We start from the raw sequence: 19,937 nt of genomic DNA on the forward strand, positions 1-19,937 counted from the left end.
AAATCGGCCAAACCACTACAATTAAGACCCAAACAGCTCGACCAACTACAAACAAACGAAAGAAGCCCTAATTACACCAGCTCACCAGCAATCATCGGAGCACGATGATCAAATGGGTATTCAATATCAGTTCCACAGAGAACTTTGATGACGCTAAAAATTATCACATCTAGCATTCCACACTCTAATTCTCAGCTAATCTTAGCTTTGTGATTTAACTCACCATCCTTTGGTGAATTAGAAATTTATACTCACAGCTATCCCCTAGTATTTTTTGCACGCACGAACTGATCAGTCAGTTGTAAGCCATGTTCACCACGCGTTTTAGGACTGGTCAGATACTCAGTTTATGCCCCCCCCTTTAGCCTTCTCATCGCGCAGAATCGCAGCTTTCCTTAACACCACATCTGAAAATTACATTTCAGAAGCAAACCGATGAAGCTCATGTGATCGTGTGGCTGGGATGGACTAAAGGATTTTCCATACGCGTTATTTTTGCCACGCGACCAACTCTATGGAGCTTTAAAATTGTGCTTTCCCTAGCAACAGGAAAAGCATCAACCCTGTAATTACATGAAGTTCTATATTCCACATGAAAAATCTCGTTGATAGCTCCATTCAGTTTTCGGTCATTACCGAGGACTCTCTAATGCAAACCTATGCCCTGAGCTCAGCCCAGGACATGGCGAGCCAAACGCTCATGATCGCGTCGAACAACCTGTACGTGCTGCAACAGTTGGGGAACGAGCCTGTCGAAGAAGCACTGGTCGCCGAACGCTCTGGAGAAGACTTGCTGCTGTCGTTCCGCTCTCAGGAGCAATCCTACCCAGCCCTCACCCTAGAGCGTTTTTTCTCTAACAACGGTCAGGTACACGTCCTTCACGAAGACGGTCAATTGGTACGCAACCTATCGGCGCAAGACGCCTCACCGCAAGGTCCACTGAACTTCACTCCCCAGACCTTGCCCACTGCTGAGCAACAGCCCGAAGGTACGGCCCTAGGACTGCTTCATCGATTGATGTTCCCCGCCGCAGTCGCTTCGGCCAACCAAGCAGAGGCTATGGGCCTTCAGGTGATCAACACCGATCTAAGCCCGGAAGTACATCAGGCCGCAGAGCTTCCCGAGCTTTCGTTGATGTCAATCACACCTGTGCTCGCAAACCCGCCCCTGATCACCAATGCGCTTGACCAGTTGGGTGACCGCCAAGGCTCACTCAACTCAGGCAGCGTGACTGATGACAAGTTTGCAACCTTGCAGGGTACCGGCCCCGCAGGGGCCATTCTGGAAATCTTTGACGGCAGCGAAGTCATCGGTGAAGTTAAGGTCGATAGCCAAGGAAATTGGTCGTTCATGCCAGAACAATCGCTGGATGAAGGTGGCCACGTATTGTCCGCGCACGTGAAAGGCGGAGGTGATTCTTCCAACTCCTTTGTATTGGTTGTCGACTCCATCGCCCCCTCACGTGTCGTGATCGACAGCATCGTCGATGACCGTGATAGCGGTATGCTCATTGCGAAAAATGGCTACACCGCAGATAACACTCCTGTCATCAGTGGCCACGCCGAAGCCTTCAGCATGGTCGCTATTTACGTTGGCAAAACGCTACTGGGCACCAGCTTTGCCGATGCCTCGGGTGCTTGGCAATTCTCCTCTTTCTTCATCATGCCCGACGGCGAATATTCGATCTCGGCCAAGGCGATCGACTTCTCTGGCAACACCGGCCTCGCGTCGGCTGCTTACAAGATCACCGTCGACACCATTCCTCCTGCCGTACCGACCATCCTACATGCCGAAGACAATGTCGGTGCTCTGCAAGGTCTCCTCAACTCCGGCGCATTGACTGACGACCGTACTCCTACACTGTCCGGCAAGGCCGAGGCCGGCGTGACCGTATTTATCTATGATAACGGTCAACTGATCGGCACCAGTGTCACTGACGCCAACGGCGATTGGGCGCTCACCCCCGCATCAGACCTCAATGACGGCACGCACGACTTTACTGCCGTCGCCCGTGACCTGGCCGGTAACCTCAGCACTCAAAGCGACACCTTCGAACTGCTCTTAGGGGCCGATCGTACACAGACACCGACTATCGGCACAGTAATTGACGATGTAGGCAGCGTTGTCGGTGTACTCAACAGCGGCGGTCACACCGACGATACCCTGCCGACCCTGCAAGGCAAGGCAACTCCCGGTGATATGATCCGGATCTACGACAACGGCACTTTAATCGGGGAAACTATCACCGATGCCCAAGGTGACTGGAACTTCACGCCGACACAGGAATTACCGGAAGGTCCACACTCCATCACTGTACAAGCCATCAGCGGTACTCAATCGCCGAGTGAGTTGTCCCCAGCCTTTGAGTTGGTGGTCGACGTCACGGGGCCGGACGCTTCTCAGTTGCGTATTACCGGCGTCTATGATGACGAAGGCAGTGTTACTGGCAATGTACTCTCCGGCGGTCGTACTGATGATCACACCCCGAGCGTCAACGGTACTGGTACCGCCGGCGATACCGTCATTCTTTATGTCACTGCAGCCAACGGCACTCGCGAAGTGGGCCGCTCGTTGGTAGACAGCGAGGGCAAGTGGTCTGTAAACGTGCACGAAGCGCTGAGCTTTGGCCAGAACACCTTTACGGCCGTAGAAATTGATGCTGCCGGCAACGCCACCCCGCAAAGTCCCGCCTATACCGTCACCATCAGCAACGATGCGGTTGGCGGCTTTGATCTCAACCTAGGCAATAGCTCAACGCAGATCAACACTACCACACAGGGTGAACAGAGCAATCCACAGGTAACCAGACTTACCGATGGCAAACTCGTAGTGGTTTGGCAGCAGAATACCGACAGCGGCTATGACGTCATGATGCAACTGATGGATCCGACCGGCACGCAAAAAATCGGCCAGGAGCAGTTCGTCAACCAGCGTAACCTCAATAACCAGGACAGCCCACAAGTCACGGCCCTGGCCGATGGGGGTTATCTAGTAGTCTGGGAGTCCTATCAGGCCAGTGCTCTGGACAATAATGGCGATGGCGTTTTCGCCCGTAAATACAACGCTGATGGCAGCGCCCAGACCGATGAGTTTCTGGTCAACCAGACGATTGTCGGCGGACAGCGTGCAGCGAGTACCCTGGGACTGCCTGATGGTGGATACATCATTTCCTGGTACAGCGACCAGGGCGGCCAGTCGATCATGCAACGCGCCTACGGTGCCAACAACCAGCCTGTAAGCGGCGAGATCATTGTCAAAAGCGGTGGTGCCATCAGGGGTATAGGGGGACCGGAAATGGCCCTATTTGAAGACCCTACTCATGCTGGCTGGTACATCACCGTCTGGAACGGAGCTGGAAACAATAACGATGTGTTTGGTCAACTGCGTAAGACCGATGGATCTGCCGCAGGACCGATTCTGACCCTGAATACCACTTTGGACTCTATCCAGAACTATCCGCAGGTCATCACACTCAAGAATGGAAGTTTCGTAGTTTTCTGGGACAGTAACGACAGTAAGACTGTCGGCTCTGACATTCGTGCGGCCCACTACACTTTTGATCCTTCATCGGGGAAAACCGAACTAATCAGTGGCGGTGACTTCATCGTCAACGAATATCAGGTTGGCAAGCAATACAAGCCTGTCGGTGTGGCGCTGGGTGATGGCGGCTACATGCTTTTCTGGGGTTCGGACGGCGGCGATGGCAGCGGTTCGGCGGTTTATGCTCAACGCTTTGATGCCAGCGGCCAAAAACTCGGACACGAATTTTTGGTTAACTCGATTACTCAGGGGAACCAAGGGGCCGGTGGGGACAACGTCGATATAACACACATACTTGACGCCGTGCTGATGGAGAACGGCAATATTTTTGTTACTTGGCAAAGCGATAATATCGATGGCAACGGTTTCGGCATTGAAGGCCTAACGATCGATATCGATGCTGGCTTCTACTCCGAGTTCATCGTCAACACCACCACAGCGGGTAATCAGCAAGAAGCGGTGACTGCCGCATTACCCGACGGTGGGTTCATCGTGGTATGGGCTTCGAAGCAAGGCTCAAATACCGAGCCCATGGCTCAACTATTTGACTCTAGCGGCATGCCTGTCGGAGACGAGTTTCATGTTAGTTCGAAACTCACAAATTCAACTGTTATTCCGAGTGTTGTTGCCCTTGCAGATGGCACATTCATCATAGGATGGCATAATTACGAAAATGGCCGCGACGTGGTGCATTATCAGCACTTTGGCTATACCTACGACGAGACCGGTTCAATAAGCGGCTCAAGTAAAATCGGTGCAGACACCACTGTTGACTTGTCAGGTTATTTGCGCAGTCGCAATGCAACCATGACTGCGCTTGAAGACGGTGGCTTCCTAATCGTGTGGCAAGCACAACTGAAGAACGGTCAACCTTGGGAAGTCATGGCACGCCAATATGACGCAAATGGAGATATCATCGGCAACGACACCATCATCGGAAAAATGGGCTACTCCAGCTACACTGATACACCCTCTAAAGCCGTGGTAACAACGCTTGAGAATGGCCAGGTCGTCATCACCTACGGAAAAGATTCTGCCAGCAACGACGTCTATTTCCGGGTCTTCGACCCGAAAAACCAATCATTGGGAGACGAGTTCCTAGCCAATCAAACAACAGGTGGCGCCCAAGGATCACCAACCGTTGCAGAGTTATCCAATGGCAACTTTATTGTGACTTGGGACTCAGACAACAAAAATGGTCCAGACCAATCCGGCAAGGGTAATTGGGGCCGTATATTCTCTCCCAACGGAAATGCGCTGACTGACGAGTTCTTGATCAATACTTTTACGCCTGGTGATCAAAAGCGCCCAGTAGCAATCAGTCGCCCTGGAGGCGGGTTTGTCGTTGTTTACCCTTCGCAAGCAGACACAGCCCCGGGAACAAATACTTTTGGTATTTATGCGCAATTTTTCGATGACGCGGGCAACCGTGTGGGCCAGGAAATGCGCATCCATCAGTTGATGTCGGGGGATCAAGTTACCCCCGATGTGTCATTCCTTGCAGATGGCAAGATGTTTGTTTCATGGACTGATACCGGATTGGGCGATGGCAGCGGTTCCGCCATCAAGGGTCGTATTATTGATCTGGATACCACCTTGGGGCTAGGCGTATCCGTTGATGCGGGCGTTTCTCATCAAGGCTTGATGCTCGCGGCCGAGCATGAAACTACTGGCAGTTTGTGGATGTTGTTCGATGATAATTCGACAGCTGGTTTGCTGCTTACTGACGAGTCGCTATCGTCGGTTCATGGTGGTAGCGGTAATGATGTGGTTGGCATCTCTGACACTTCGTTCACATTGATCAGCGGCGGCGAGGGTATCGACACCCTGCTACTTGATGGCAAGAACATGACACTGGATCTCAACACACTGGTGGACCGCATTACCGGGATCGAAAAAATCGACCTCGGCCAAGGTGGCTCCAACAGCCTTAGCCTTAGCGCGAACGCGCTGGATGGCTTGGGACAAACGAACCTAATGCTCGTCGATGGCAAGAATCAGTTCGTGATCAACGGCGACGCTTCAAATTCGATCCAGCTTAAGGACGTCGCGTCTGAAAGCTGGATGGATGCCGGACAGGCCGAAGTCAACGGCGTGGTTTATCACGCGTACGTCTCTGGCGCCACCGAATTGCTGGTTGAGGAAAGCATCCATGTGACTATGCTGTAACCTATCAAAACTTGAATATCACTTCATAGGGAAACGCAATGAATTTCACTTCATCGCTAATGATATAGCCATAACAAAAACGGGGAGCCTTGGAGGCTCCCCGCTTTGTATTTGTCTCTGCGATGCGCAAACTTATGTTTCGACAAGGCCATACTAAGAGGACAGACTAAACCTCTGAATCACAGCTTAAACTAGCCAATCGATTGGCCACAAAAACTTATAAATGCTTCTAAGTTGTAAAAACCACTCATCACATTACACCCTGCGCTCCACACACCTCCAAAAAAATCAGACATATACGCACCAAATTACCTTTTTTTAAAACCAATCAGATTTATTCCCCCCCCCTCCCTCTATATAGTCCTAGCGCGGACAAACCTGTCTCGTCAAAAGCTTCCAATCGTAATTTTTTCGAGGCCTGCATTTTAATTCCGCACGTAAACCACCTTCAAACCACCTTTAAAATTTCCGCTTTTACTTGGCAGCAAGTAGAGCATTAGCTGTATAACTAACGGCGTTTTATACTCCACATGAAAAATCTCGTTGATAGCTCCATTCAGTTTTCGGTTATTACCGAGGACTCTCTAATGCAAACCTACGCCCTGAGCTCAGCCCAGGACATGGCGAGCCAAACGCTCATGATCGCGTCGAACAACCTGTACGTGCTGCAACAGTTGGGGAACGAGCCTGTCGAAGAAGCACTGGTCGCCGAACGCTCTGGAGAAGACTTGCTGCTGTCGTTCCGCTCTCAGGAGCAATCCTACCCAGCCCTCACCCTAGAGCGTTTTTTCTCTAACAACGGTCAGGTACACGTCCTTCACGAAGACGGTCAATTGGTACGCAACCTATCGGCGCAAGACGCCTCACCGCAAGGTCCACTGAACTTCACTCCCCAGACCTTGCCCACTGCTGAGCAACAGCCCGAAGGTACGGCCCTAGGACTGCTTCATCGATTGATGTTCCCCGCCGCAGTCGCTTCGGCCAACCAAGCAGAGGCTATGGGCCTTCAGGTGATCAACACCGATCTAAGCCCGGAAGTACATCAGGCCGCAGAGCTTCCCGAGCTTTCGTTGATGTCAATCACACCTGTGCTCGCAAACCCGCCCCTGATCACCAATGCGCTTGACCAGTTGGGTGACCGCCAAGGCTCACTCAACTCAGGCAGCGTGACTGATGACAAGTTTGCAACCTTGCAGGGTACCGGCCCCGCAGGGGCCATTCTGGAAATCTTTGACGGCAGCGAAGTCATCGGTGAAGTTAAGGTCGATAGCCAAGGAAATTGGTCGTTCATGCCAGAACAATCGCTGGATGAAGGTGGCCACGTATTGTCCGCGCACGTGAAAGGCGGAGGTGATTCTTCCAACTCCTTTGTATTGGTTGTCGACTCCATCGCCCCCTCACGTGTCGTGATCGACAGCATCGTCGATGACCGTGATAGCGGTATGCTCATTGCGAAAAATGGCTACACCGCAGATAACACTCCTGTCATCAGTGGCCACGCCGAAGCCTTCAGCATGGTCGCTATTTACGTTGGCAAAACGCTACTGGGCACCAGCTTTGCCGATGCCTCGGGTGCTTGGCAATTCTCCTCTTTCTTCATCATGCCCGACGGCGAATATTCGATCTCGGCCAAGGCGATCGACTTCTCTGGCAACACCGGCCTCGCGTCGGCTGCTTACAAGATCACCGTCGACACCATTCCTCCTGCCGTACCGACCATCCTACATGCCGAAGACAATGTCGGTGCTCTGCAAGGTCTCCTCAACTCCGGCGCATTGACTGACGACCGTACTCCTACACTGTCCGGCAAGGCCGAGGCCGGCGTGACCGTATTTATCTATGATAACGGTCAACTGATCGGCACCAGTGTCACTGACGCCAACGGCGATTGGGCGCTCACCCCCGCATCAGACCTCAATGACGGCACGCACGACTTTACTGCCGTCGCCCGTGACCTGGCCGGTAACCTCAGCACTCAAAGCGACACCTTCGAACTGCTCTTAGGGGCCGATCGTACACAGACACCGACTATCGGCACAGTAATTGACGATGTAGGCAGCGTTGTCGGTGTACTCAACAGCGGCGGTCACACCGACGATACCCTGCCGACCCTGCAAGGCAAGGCAACTCCCGGTGATATGATCCGGATCTACGACAACGGCACTTTAATCGGGGAAACTATCACCGATGCCCAAGGTGACTGGAACTTCACGCCGACACAGGAATTACCGGAAGGTCCACACTCCATCACTGTACAAGCCATCAGCGGTACTCAATCGCCGAGTGAGTTGTCCCCAGCCTTTGAGTTGGTGGTCGACGTCACGGGGCCGGACGCTTCTCAGTTGCGTATTACCGGCGTCTATGATGACGAAGGCAGTGTTACTGGCAATGTACTCTCCGGCGGTCGTACTGATGATCACACCCCGAGCGTCAACGGTACTGGTACCGCCGGCGATACCGTCATTCTTTATGTCACTGCAGCCAACGGCACTCGCGAAGTGGGCCGCTCGTTGGTAGACAGCGAGGGCAAGTGGTCTGTAAACGTGCACGAAGCGCTGAGCTTTGGCCAGAACACCTTTACGGCCGTAGAAATTGATGCTGCCGGCAACGCCACCCCGCAAAGTCCCGCCTATACCGTCACCATCAGCAACGATGCGGTTGGCGGCTTTGATCTCAACCTAGGCAATAGCTCAACGCAGATCAACACTACCACACAGGGTGAACAGAGCAATCCACAGGTAACCAGACTTACCGATGGCAAACTCGTAGTGGTTTGGCAGCAGAATACCGACAGCGGCTATGACGTCATGATGCAACTGATGGATCCGACCGGCACGCAAAAAATCGGCCAGGAGCAGTTCGTCAACCAGCGTAACCTCAATAACCAGGACAGCCCACAAGTCACGGCCCTGGCCGATGGGGGTTATCTAGTAGTCTGGGAGTCCTATCAGGCCAGTGCTCTGGACAATAATGGCGATGGCGTTTTCGCCCGTAAATACAACGCTGATGGCAGCGCCCAGACCGATGAGTTTCTGGTCAACCAGACGATTGTCGGCGGACAGCGTGCAGCGAGTACCCTGGGACTGCCTGATGGTGGATACATCATTTCCTGGTACAGCGACCAGGGCGGCCAGTCGATCATGCAACGCGCCTACGGTGCCAACAACCAGCCTGTAAGCGGCGAGATCATTGTCAAAAGCGGTGGTGCCATCAGGGGTATAGGGGGACCGGAAATGGCCCTATTTGAAGACCCTACTCATGCTGGCTGGTACATCACCGTCTGGAACGGAGCTGGAAACAATAACGATGTGTTTGGTCAACTGCGTAAGACCGATGGATCTGCCGCAGGACCGATTCTGACCCTGAATACCACTTTGGACTCTATCCAGAACTATCCGCATGTCATCACACTCAAGAATGGAAGTTTCGTAGTTTTCTGGGACAGTAACGACAGTAAGACTGTCGGCTCTGACATTCGTGCGGCCCACTACACTTTTGATCCTTCATCGGGGAAAACCGAACTAATCAGTGGCGGTGACTTCATCGTCAACGAATATCAGGTTGGCAAGCAATACAAGCCTGTCGGTGTGGCGCTGGGTGACGGCGGCTACATGCTTTTCTGGGGTTCGGATGGCGGCGATGGCAGCGGTTCGGCGGTTTATGCTCAACGCTTTGATGCCAGTGGCCAAAAACTCGGGCACGAATTTTTGGTTAACTCGATTACTCAGGGGAACCAAGGGGCCGGTGGGGACAACGTCGATATAACACACATACTTGACGCCGTGCTGATGGAGAACGGCAATATTTTTGTTACTTGGCAAAGCGATAATATCGATGGCAAGGGTTTCGGCATTGAAGGCCTAACGATCGATATCGATGCTGGCTTCTACTCCGAGTTCATCGTCAACACCACCACAGCGGGTAATCAGCAAGAAGCAGTGACTGCTGCATTACCCGACGGTGGGTTCATCGTGGTATGGGCTTCGAAGCAAGGCTCAAATACCGAGCCCATGGCTCAACTATTTGACTCTAGCGGCATGCCTGTCGGAGACGAGTTTCATGTTAGTTCGAAACTCACAAATTCAACTGTTATTCCGAGTGTTGTTGCCCTTGCAGATGGCACATTCATCATAGGATGGCATAATTACGAAAATGGCCGCGACGTGGTGCATTATCAGCACTTTGGCTATACCTACGACGAGACCGGCTCAATAAGCGGCTCAAGTAAAATCGGTGCAGACACCACTGTTGACTTGTCAGGTTATTTGCGCAGTCACAATGCAACCATGACTGCGCTTGAAGACGGTGGCTTCCTAATCGTGTGGCAAGCACAACTGAAGAACGGTCAACCTTGGGAAGTCATGGCACGCCAATATGACGCAAATGGAGATATCATCGGCAACGACACCATCATCGGAAAAATGGGCTACTCCAGCTACACTGATACACCCTCTAAAGCCGTGGTAACAACGCTTGAGAATGGCCAGGTCGTCATCACCTACGGAAAAGATTCTGCCAGCAACGACGTCTATTTCCGGGTCTTCGACCCGAAAAACCAATCATTGGGAGACGAGTTCCTAGCCAATCAAACAACAGGTGGCGCCCAAGGATCACCAACCGTTGCAGAGTTATCCAATGGCAACTTTATTGTGACTTGGGACTCAGACAACAAAAATGGTCCAGACCAATCCGGCAAGGGTAATTGGGGCCGTATATTCTCTCCCAACGGAAATGCGCTGACTGACGAGTTCTTGATCAATACTTTTACGCCTGGTGATCAAAAGCGCCCAGTAGCAATCAGTCGCCCTGGAGGCGGGTTTGTCGTTGTTTACCCTTCGCAAGCAGACACAGCCCCGGGAACAAATACTTTTGGTATTTATGCGCAATTTTTCGATGACGCGGGCAACCGTGTGGGCCAGGAAATGCGCATCCATCAGTTGATGTCGGGGGATCAAGTTACCCCCGATGTGTCATTCCTTGCAGATGGCAAGATGTTTGTTTCATGGACTGATACCGGATTGGGCGATGGCAGCGGTTCCGCCATCAAGGGTCGTATTATTGATCTGGATACCACCTTGGGGCTAGGCGTATCCGTTGATGCGGGCGTTTCTCATCAAGGCTTGATGCTCGCGGCCGAGCATGAAACTACTGGCAGTTTGTGGATGTTGTTCGATGATAATTCGACAGCTGGTTTGCTGCTTACTGACGAGTCGCTATCGTCGGTTCATGGTGGTAGCGGTAATGATGTGGTTGGCATCTCTGACACTTCGTTCACATTGATCAGCGGCGGCGAGGGTATCGACACCCTGCTACTTGATGGCAAGAACATGACACTGGATCCCAACACACTGGTGGACCGCATTACCGGGATCGAAAAAATCGACCTCGGCCAAGGTGGCTCCAACAGCCTTAGCCTTAGCGCGAACGCGCTGGATGGCTTGGGACAAACGAACCTAATGCTCGCCGATGGCAAGAATCAGTTCGTGATCAACGGCGACGCTTCAAATTCGATCCAGCTTAAGGACGTCGCGTCTGAAAGCTGGATGGATGCCGGACAGGCCGAAGTCAACGGCGTGGTTTATCACGCGTACGTCTCTGGCGCCACCGAATTGCTGGTTGAGGAAAGCATCCATGTGACTATGCTGTAACTGTCAACACTGTGAATGTCACTCCACAGAAAGCGTGCGGTGGCATTCGCTTATCCAGCTATAGAAGCTGTCGAGGCCCCACCCGCCTTCTTTCTACTACCGAGCCCTCAACTCGAAAAGTACGATAGACAGTTCCCTCCCCAACAGTTCAATCTCCTGTTCAGTTTCTCTATTAGAACCAGACGAGGCGAGCTTGACTATCCGTGCAACAAGAGCTTCTGCGCCGCCCGAAGACTTAAAGACAGTGGCTTCTACGGCTTGTCGAAATAGGGTTACTGATTCAGCAGCCTCCTTTACTCCCACTGACTGAACAATCTTTTCGACTTGGCCTACATGATCTGAAAGCACCTGCATACCAAAAACGCCAAACGCACCTTTAAGCGAGTGCAGCTCCAGCATAGTTTGCGACGTATCATCTGTATCCTGCGCCCGTAATATGACAGCTAACGAGTTGAAGCAAGCCTGCTCAAATATGGATTGCACGTCAGCCGGTAGAACCTTTCCTCCAAGCCAATCCTCCTGCACTTCGGACTTTGACGGAGCAGATATCGGTGGCGATTGATCAACACTGTCCATCAGACCGCATGCATCAAACAAAGCGCGCCCCAATGCAAACAACGACAAGGGCTTGGTCAACACGCCCGCCATGCCTACAGCCTTGCAGGCTTCATGTTCTTGCACGGTCACGTTGGCAGTGGCTGCCAGTATAGGCATCTGTGGCCAATGAGCACGCGCCTGACGAGCCAGTTCGTAGCCGTCCAACCCAGGCATGGACAAATCCGTCAGCAGCACATCAAACGTCTCACTCTGCAGAGAGATCAGCGCCTGCTCTCCATCATCAACCACCCGCGCCTGGCAACCGAGCAACATCAGTTGCTCTTCGAACAGACGTCGGTTCACTGGATTGTCTTCCGCCACCAGTACTCGCAATCGGCCTGGCAAAGCCAATTGCTGATGCTCACGCACCGGCAGTAGTTGACCTTGTAAAGCATGTCGCAAGGCACATGCCAACCCTTTCAGCCCATACACCGAAGCGCTCACCACATGCCCGTTGGCAACCGGTTCGCTGGGCCCTTCCGGTCGGCAGTCGATCACCCAGGAAGACTCTTCCACCAGACGGTACTCATCGTCCGCATGCCAGGTCATTCGGTCACCCCATACCACCAGCGCATCGGCAGAAGCCAAGGTCTCTTCGGTCAATTGAGCGGGATGCTGGTAAGTGTCAGCACGCGCCCCCCAACCTCGCAATACTCGCTCCAGATAATCCTGCCAGTGCGACGTTGGAGCCAGCACCAGAACCTGCTCACCGCTGAAAGCCGGACAATCTGGCGGGCTGACATCTTTTGCCAATGGTAACGATAGCAGGAACACACTGCCCTGCCCCGGCTCGCTGCGAACTGAAAGATCCCCCCCCATGGCCTGGGTCAGGCTCGTACACAACGTCAGACCCAGACCGGTCCCTCCGTAACGGCGGTTGATCGTCTCGTCAGCCTGACTGAACGCGCGAAAGACTTGTTCCATCTGCGCTTGCGACATGCCAATGCCGGTGTCTTCCACCTCTATGCCGAGCTGGGAGTGAAGAGCATCTACGCCAATGCGTAGCGTCACCTGCCCCTGCTCCGTGAATTTGAGAGCATTGGACAGCAGGTTGTTGAGTATCTGCCCCAGACGCGTCGGATCCCCCAGCAAAGGCTGGGTAGCCGTCAGTCCCAACTCACCAACCAAGGCTAGCCCTTTGCTTCGGGCCACTGGCGCGAAGATCGCCAGAGTGCGCGAAGCGACTTCCAGTGCATCGAACTCGATATGCTCTAGGTGCAACTCACCGGCCTCAATTTTGGAAAAGTCCAACACGTCGCTGACTATTGCCAAGAGGCTGTCCGAAGAACGTCGGATCGTGTCCAAGCGATCGCGCTGCTCTTCCAGCGCCGAGTGGGCAAGCAACTCCAGATTACCGAGGATGGCGTTAAGTGGGGTACGGATCTCGTGACTCATGGCTGCCACAAAAGAAGACTTTGCGGCGCTGGCAGCGTCAGCAGCATCCTTGGCTTCCAGCAGGCGCTGCTCCAAATTCTTTTTGTCGGTAATATCAGTAAAGGCCACCATCAGCGCATCACGCCCCCGATAGCGAGCAGGAACCATGCTTATCGACAGGCTCACCGGTAGGCCGCCGACAGTCTCAAAGGTCAACTCGTCATATACCGGTTGCGGTTTGCCCTGCGCTCTAATTTGCAGACGATGGCGGTAGCATCGGATCAGTTCAGCCGGTAGACCATACTCTCCTGCGCATAACCGTTCCTGCATCTGGATCATCGAAGGGCTTTGCAACAATGGTTCACCCGTGTCAGCAACCAATAACCCCAAGCCGACCGGTGCTGTCTCGATCAGTGTACGGTTTAGTTGCTCGCTCTCGAATACCAATTGAGACTGTTCGACGGCGGGTGCGATAACTCGCTTTTTGACCATAAGCAACATTAGCCAAGTCATTAGGATAATGATGCAGCCCGACACGATGGAGGTAACTAACTGGGGCTGGATCCCAGTAAGAATGTTGCGCCAAGACTGAGTATAGACCAGCACCCAACCACTCTGACCCAGGGCCCAGCCATAGACTATGTTTCCATCTCGATAATCCGATCTAAATTGATGACCGAGCCCCTCCTGGACCATCGCCCCCGTCAAACTGAGCAAACGTTCAGAAGGAGTATCACGGCAGGGCATTATCATGCCCCCGTGACTGTTCAAAATCATGCAGTCACCGGCAAAGCTGGATTTTGGAGCCTCAGCAGCCAGCAACCTGATCGGAAGTTCGAAGACTAATGTTCCAAACTCTTTCCCATCAGAGTCTTGCACCTTCGTAGCAATACGGAAGGCAGAGTTACCCGTCAAAGGACTTTCATAAGGTGGCAACCAATGCAACACCGGGATCGCCGCCCGCCCGCCCCCCTCAGTTGCAGATCGCAGATCGTCCATACCTGTAGTCAATCGTGCCATCAGCAGAGTTCGCTCTCGCGTCAACTGCTGTTGCCAGGCATCTCCAGGCCAAGGCGCTACTGTCATGAGCATGACACGTCTGTCTGGGCTGAAAAGATAAACGCTAAGCTCGCCAGCGTTGCGCGCAGCGATTACCGAAGCCGCAGGTGACATGTACTTTGCCAAATGGAGATAGGGCCCAATTTCCTTCGAGTTAATGGATGTGTCGTTGCTCACCACTAACACATGCTGGGCCTCCGGCGAGGGCTGGACTTGCAAGGCTGCCCCGCCTGTTTCGAAGCGCTCGAACAACACATCGTCAACTGGACCCCGAGCCTTCAAAGTCAGTTCAATATTCTGCACATTGTTGCGCAATGTGGCAGTTGTACGTGCCCCCACGTCACTTAACCGACGTACGTCAATGGAAACTTCATCCTGAACCTGAGACAGGTATCCGCGTACGCTCGCTGAAATTTCAAACACACATGCTAGTAACACCAGCACAGTAATCAACAGCCCACCGCCATTAACCAACACATACTGATTGCGACGCAGTCGCACCAATATTCCGTCCTTAGCAGATCTAACCATCATTCGTTAACTCTCATGAGTTTGATGGAACAAGAGTGCCCAATTGCTACGTGACGCAAAATATTCATATTTCACGCTTTTGTATTCCATTGATCAACGTTGAAACTTGTCTGCGAGTCAATATCTGCCACTCAAGCTCCTTCAAAATCGGATCAAGCAACTGGATTCCGATGGATTTACCAGCCTTGATATCTGCCTCAATTTTTGCAAGCCTCCGGCTCACATCAACAACTCTGTACACTCCCAACGCGCCCTTCAGCGCGTGTATTTCATGCAAAATTTTTGGATTATCGCCTGCATTCAGAGCTTGGCGAATGGCATCCATTGAAGACTCGCAGAAACGTTCGAAAACCTGCCACATTTCGGACGGCAACTGTTGCGCGCCCAACATTTCCTCCTCCGGTCCATCCGATGGACTTGGAGGGGCTACGTCTGTTACGGACAAGCCACATACCTCACGCAACGCGCTCCCCAATGCAAACAACGACAAGGGCTTGGTCAACACGCCCGCCATGCCTACAGCCTTGCAGGCTTCATGTTCTTGCACGGTCACGTTGGCAGTGGCTGCCAGTATAGGCATCTGTGGCCAATGAGCACGCGCCTGACGAGCCAGTTCGTAGCCGTCCAACCCAGGCATGGACAAATCCGTCAGCAGCACATCAAACGTCTCACTCTGCAGAGAGATCAGCGCCTGCTCTCCATCATCAACCACCCGCGCCTGGCAACCGAGCAACATCAGTTGCTCTTCGAACAGACGTCGGTTCACTGGATTGTCTTCCGCCACCAGTACTCGCAATCGGCCTGGCAAAGCCAATTGCTGATGCTCACGCACCGGCAGTAGTTGACCTTGTAAAGCATGTCGCAAGGCACATGCCAACCCTTTCAGCCCATACACCGAAGCGCTCACCACATGCCCGTTGGCAACCGGTTCGCTGGGCCCTTCCGGTCGGCAGTCGATCACCCAGGAAGACTCTTCCACCAGACGGTACTCATCGTCCGCATGCCAGGTCATTCGGTCACCCCATACCACCAGCGCATCGGCAGAAGCCAAGGTCTCTTCGGTCAATTGAGCGGGATGCTGGTAAGTGTCAACACGCGCCCCCCAACCTCGCAATACTCGCTCCAGATAATCCTGCCAGTGCGACGTTGGAGCCAGCACCAGAACCTGCTCACCGCTGAAAGCCGGACAATCTGGCGGGCTGACATCTTTTGCCAATGGTAACGATAGCAGGAACACACTGCCCTGCCCCGGCTCGCTGCGAACTGAAAGATCCCCCCCCATGGCCTGGGTCAGGCTCGTACACAACGTCAGACCCAGACCGGTCCCTCCGTAACGGCGGTTGATCGTCTCGTCAGCCTGACTGAACGCGCGAAAGACTTGTTCCATCTGCGCTTGCGACATGCCAATGCCGGTGTCTTCCACCTCTATGCCGAGCTGGGAGTGAAGAGCATCTACGCCAATGCGTAGCGTCACCTGCCCCTGCTCCGTGAATTTGAGAGCATTGGACAGCAGGTTGTTGAGTATCTGCCCCAGACGCGTCGGATCCCCCAGCAAAGGCTGGGTAGCCGTCAGTCCCAACTCACCAACCAAGGCTAGCCCTTTGCTTCGGGCCACTGGCGCGAAGATCGCCAGAGTGCGCGAAGCGACTTCCAGTGCATCGAACTCGATATGCTCTAGGTGCAACTCACCGGCCTCAATTTTGGAAAAGTCCAACACGTCGCTGACTATTGCCAAGAGGCTGTCCGAAGAACGTCGGATCGTGTCCAAGCGATCGCGCTGCTCTTCCAGCGCCGAGTGGGCAAGCAACTCCAGATTACCGAGGATGGCGTTAAGTGGGGTACGGATCTCGTGACTCATGGCTGCCACAAAAGAAGACTTTGCGGCGCTGGCAGCGTCAGCAGCATCCTTGGCTTCCAGCAAGCGCTGCTCTACACGTTTTTTGTCGGTAATATCAGTAAAGGCCACCATCAGCGCATCACGCCCCCGATAGCGAGCAGGAACCATGCTTATCGACAGGCTCACCGGTAGGCCGCCGACAGTCTCAAAGGTCAACTCGTCATATACCGGTTGCGGTTTGCCCTGCGCTCTAATTTGCAGACGATGGCGGTAGCATCGGATCAGTTCAGCCGGTAGACCATACTCTCCTGCGCATAACCGTTCCTGCATCTGGATCATCGAAGGGCTTTGCAACAATGGTTCGCCCGTGTCAGCAACCAATAACCCTAAGCCGACCGGTGCCATCTCGATCAGTGCACGGCTGAGTTGTTCGCTCTCAAAAACGCGCTCAGAGCGCCGGATCAACGGGCGAAAGATATGCAACTTGAAATAGATGAGCGAGAACCAAACTAGACATAGCGTCCCTAACGTCATCAGCGCCTCGAACCCGACCTGCCTCCCCATAACAGAAGCCAAGTCACGCCACGTGTAGCGAAAGACTAGAAGCCAACCCGTATCACCCAATGTGTCCACCATAGTCAGCATGCCTTGATGAATGATCTCCACGCGCTGAAAGTTGACCTGACGCGCAAGTTTTTCCACGCTCGCGTCGATGTCGAGATAGGAGTTATGGCTCGGCGACGACGAACTGATGACCTGTCCCTGATGAGACACGATCGAGTAGATGCCTCCTACCTCCCCCCCAGGTCTCGACGCTACTGACAAGCTGGGCGGAGCATATTCCATGACTAGCGCTGCAAAGGGGATACCCTGTTCAAGCATAGGCCCGGCAATACGCAATACACGCTGACCTGTATAAGGATTGGTGTAGGGAGGGAGCCAGTACAAAGGCTGCTTGTTGTCGAGCAACTTGCGCTCGGAAGACAAGAATATGCGCCGATCTACATCACTTGTCAGCATACGTAAATAATGGTCACGGTCAGTTGCAATACGTTCGCGCTCGACATGGCCCGGCGCAGGGATTATGCCCGCAATATTATGATGCAAGCTGTAGAAGTAACTAGAGAGCACCTCTCCTTTTACCATCCTGTCTACTGTAGTAGCTCTACCTACCTGTTTTGCCAAACTGAAGAAACGACCTAATGCTTCATCGCCTTCAAGTTGCCCAGAACCGAACACCCATTGTGGACGTAGCTCGGAGGAGGACTCCAACAACAGCTGGCGGCCCTGCCGACGAAAATCATGTACATTCGAGAGATCAAAAGGCAGTCCTTCACGCCAGATAATTTCGGCACCGACCAAAACGATTCGAAAGGCATTCTCACGGGCATCAATTTCCTTCAGTTGCATTGCGTGCTCGGCAATAAAAGTTTGACGCAAGGACTCAAGATGCCTGAGTGCTGTTGCCCGCGTTTCCATTAGAAACGTCAGCAGCATCATAGCGGTCGTCAGCGCGCCACTTCCGAAAACAAGTAAGCGCTGGTAGCGACGAAAACGATTAAGTGCTTCAAGTTGGAGATTTGACACAGCTGCGCGAACGAGCCGTAAAGACGGCGCGACCTCATAAAAGGAAAGGATTATGAGGTCGCGTCCCAAAATTTAAATTGAACAGCCACCAATTTAGGGCCAGTCACCGCGACGAAACCATCAATTGCGTACCAGTACGAAACAAAATGGAGCTCACAAACCTTTTTTCATCACCGCGTTCCAAATTGCATGCTTGATGTTAGATTGGTATCCAAAACCTATCAAAAAAGGACAGGTGCGACCCCCATGAAAATTCGAATATTGTTAGCGGATGACCATCCCGCACTGCTTTCAGGACTGATACATGAATTGAAGGCGATCCCGACGCTAGATATTATTGGGGCAGCTCAGGATTCCGGCGCACTGATAGAGCTATTGCACGCTAACGAATGTGATGTGTTAGTCACCGATTACGTGATGCCGGGCGGCAAATATGGAGATGGCATTGGCCTGATCTCTTATATCAAAAGAGCATATCCAAATTTGAAAATTGTTGTATTCAGTACTATGGAAAATCAAGCTCTCACCCAAGAGCTAGCCAAACTTGGCGTCAATTCAATGCTGGCTAAAACCCAACACACCAACCAGCTCATCTCCGCCATCCACGCGGTCTATGCGGGCTCAAACTATTTCCCCTCTGAAAACCGCGATACAGGTAAAATCGGAATCAGCCAAAGCCCCGCTTCGAACCACTCATTGACCAAGCGAGAGTTCGAAGTGGTACGCCTTTATGTCTCGGGTCTTTCTATAAACGAAATTGCTGAGCAGCTGCACCGGAGCAAACAAACCATCAGTTCGCAAAAGGCAAGCGCTATGCGCAAGCTAGGTATCAGCCGAGATGCAGATCTCTTTCGCTTCGCCTTTGAATCCAGCATGACTGACGGCCCGTCGCCACCTCAGCCATCGAACACCTCAAAGCCCCTGTAAATTCAGTACACCTCACTCCTCTACTTTTATAATCGCTTCCATACCCCCGATTATTCCCGTCGAGCTCCGCGGTTTTCCGCGGATTTTCCGCGCGGCACCTGCCCGCCCCCTGCTTTAGTACCCGACCCCCCGCCTCACCTAGAATTCATACCCAGTCAGAAAGATTCATCATTTCTTCCCCGGTTTAATAGTCGCCAAGGAAAAGGGTGTAGCTGAGCATAGAGAACAGACCACACCTTGATGCTCGCATCCTCCTAAATCATTAAACCAACCATTAACACTTTGAACTCATCCAGCGGCCAGCAGCACAGCCTATCCTTCATGGAGTTAAAGAGGCTGGGCGACAAATGCGGCTTGCCTTGGAAACTCAGAGTAAATTCGGAAGAAATCATATGGCACCGCAGTCAATTCAAATCTTGCAGATGGAAGGCAAGGAGTTACGACAAGAAATCCCTCTGCGCCGAGGTTCGAAGGACTCACAACTGAAGATCAAGGCCACCCCGGATGGTAAATACATCTTGGCGGATAAGGTCACTGGATTTGCGCCAGAGAACATCACCGTCCGCCGAGTAGGCAAAGACTTGCATGTCAGCCTAGAAGGCGAACCGCTTGACCCGCCTACTGTCATCATTGAAGATTTCTTTCAGTACAACTCTGAGCTTTTGGG

At 52.9% G+C, this 19,937-nt stretch carries 5 protein-coding genes; 3 read left to right on the forward strand and 2 right to left on the reverse strand.

Annotated elements, in window-relative coordinates:
* Positions 1 to 649 precede the first annotated feature (649 nt).
* Together JFU48_RS25125 and JFU48_RS25130 are read left to right on the forward strand one after the other, a co-directional pair.
* Entirely contained in the window at positions 650 to 5,710 is a 5,061-nt protein-coding gene (locus JFU48_RS25125) for an Ig-like domain-containing protein (RefSeq protein ID WP_201138019.1), read from the forward strand.
* Between the two features lie 587 nt (positions 5,711 to 6,297).
* Complete coding sequence (locus JFU48_RS25130; RefSeq protein ID WP_201138020.1) at positions 6,298 to 11,358, forward strand: Ig-like domain-containing protein; 5,061 nt, start codon at positions 6,298 to 6,300, stop codon at positions 11,356 to 11,358.
* A gap of 96 nt (positions 11,359 to 11,454) precedes the next feature.
* Here JFU48_RS25130 and JFU48_RS25135 read toward each other — a convergent pair whose 3' ends face one another.
* Entirely contained in the window at positions 11,455 to 14,889 is a 3,435-nt protein-coding gene (locus JFU48_RS25135; RefSeq protein ID WP_201138021.1) for an ATP-binding protein, read from the reverse strand.
* 94 nt (positions 14,890 to 14,983) lie between these two features.
* Entirely contained in the window at positions 14,984 to 18,343 is a 3,360-nt protein-coding gene (locus JFU48_RS30365; protein WP_201138022.1) for an ATP-binding protein, read from the reverse strand.
* Positions 18,344 to 18,589: 246 nt separating this feature from the next.
* Between JFU48_RS30365 and JFU48_RS25145 the strand changes: the two genes are divergently transcribed.
* Positions 18,590 to 19,270 carry a response regulator transcription factor gene (locus tag JFU48_RS25145; RefSeq protein ID WP_201138023.1) on the forward strand — a complete coding sequence of 227 codons (681 nt, stop codon included), beginning with the start codon at positions 18,590 to 18,592 and terminating at the stop codon, positions 19,268 to 19,270.
* The last annotated feature ends 667 nt before the right edge of the window (positions 19,271 to 19,937 follow it).

The organism is Pseudomonas sp. TH49 (assembly GCF_016650625.1).
Taxonomy (GTDB): domain Bacteria; phylum Pseudomonadota; class Gammaproteobacteria; order Pseudomonadales; family Pseudomonadaceae; genus Aquipseudomonas; species Aquipseudomonas fluorescens_H.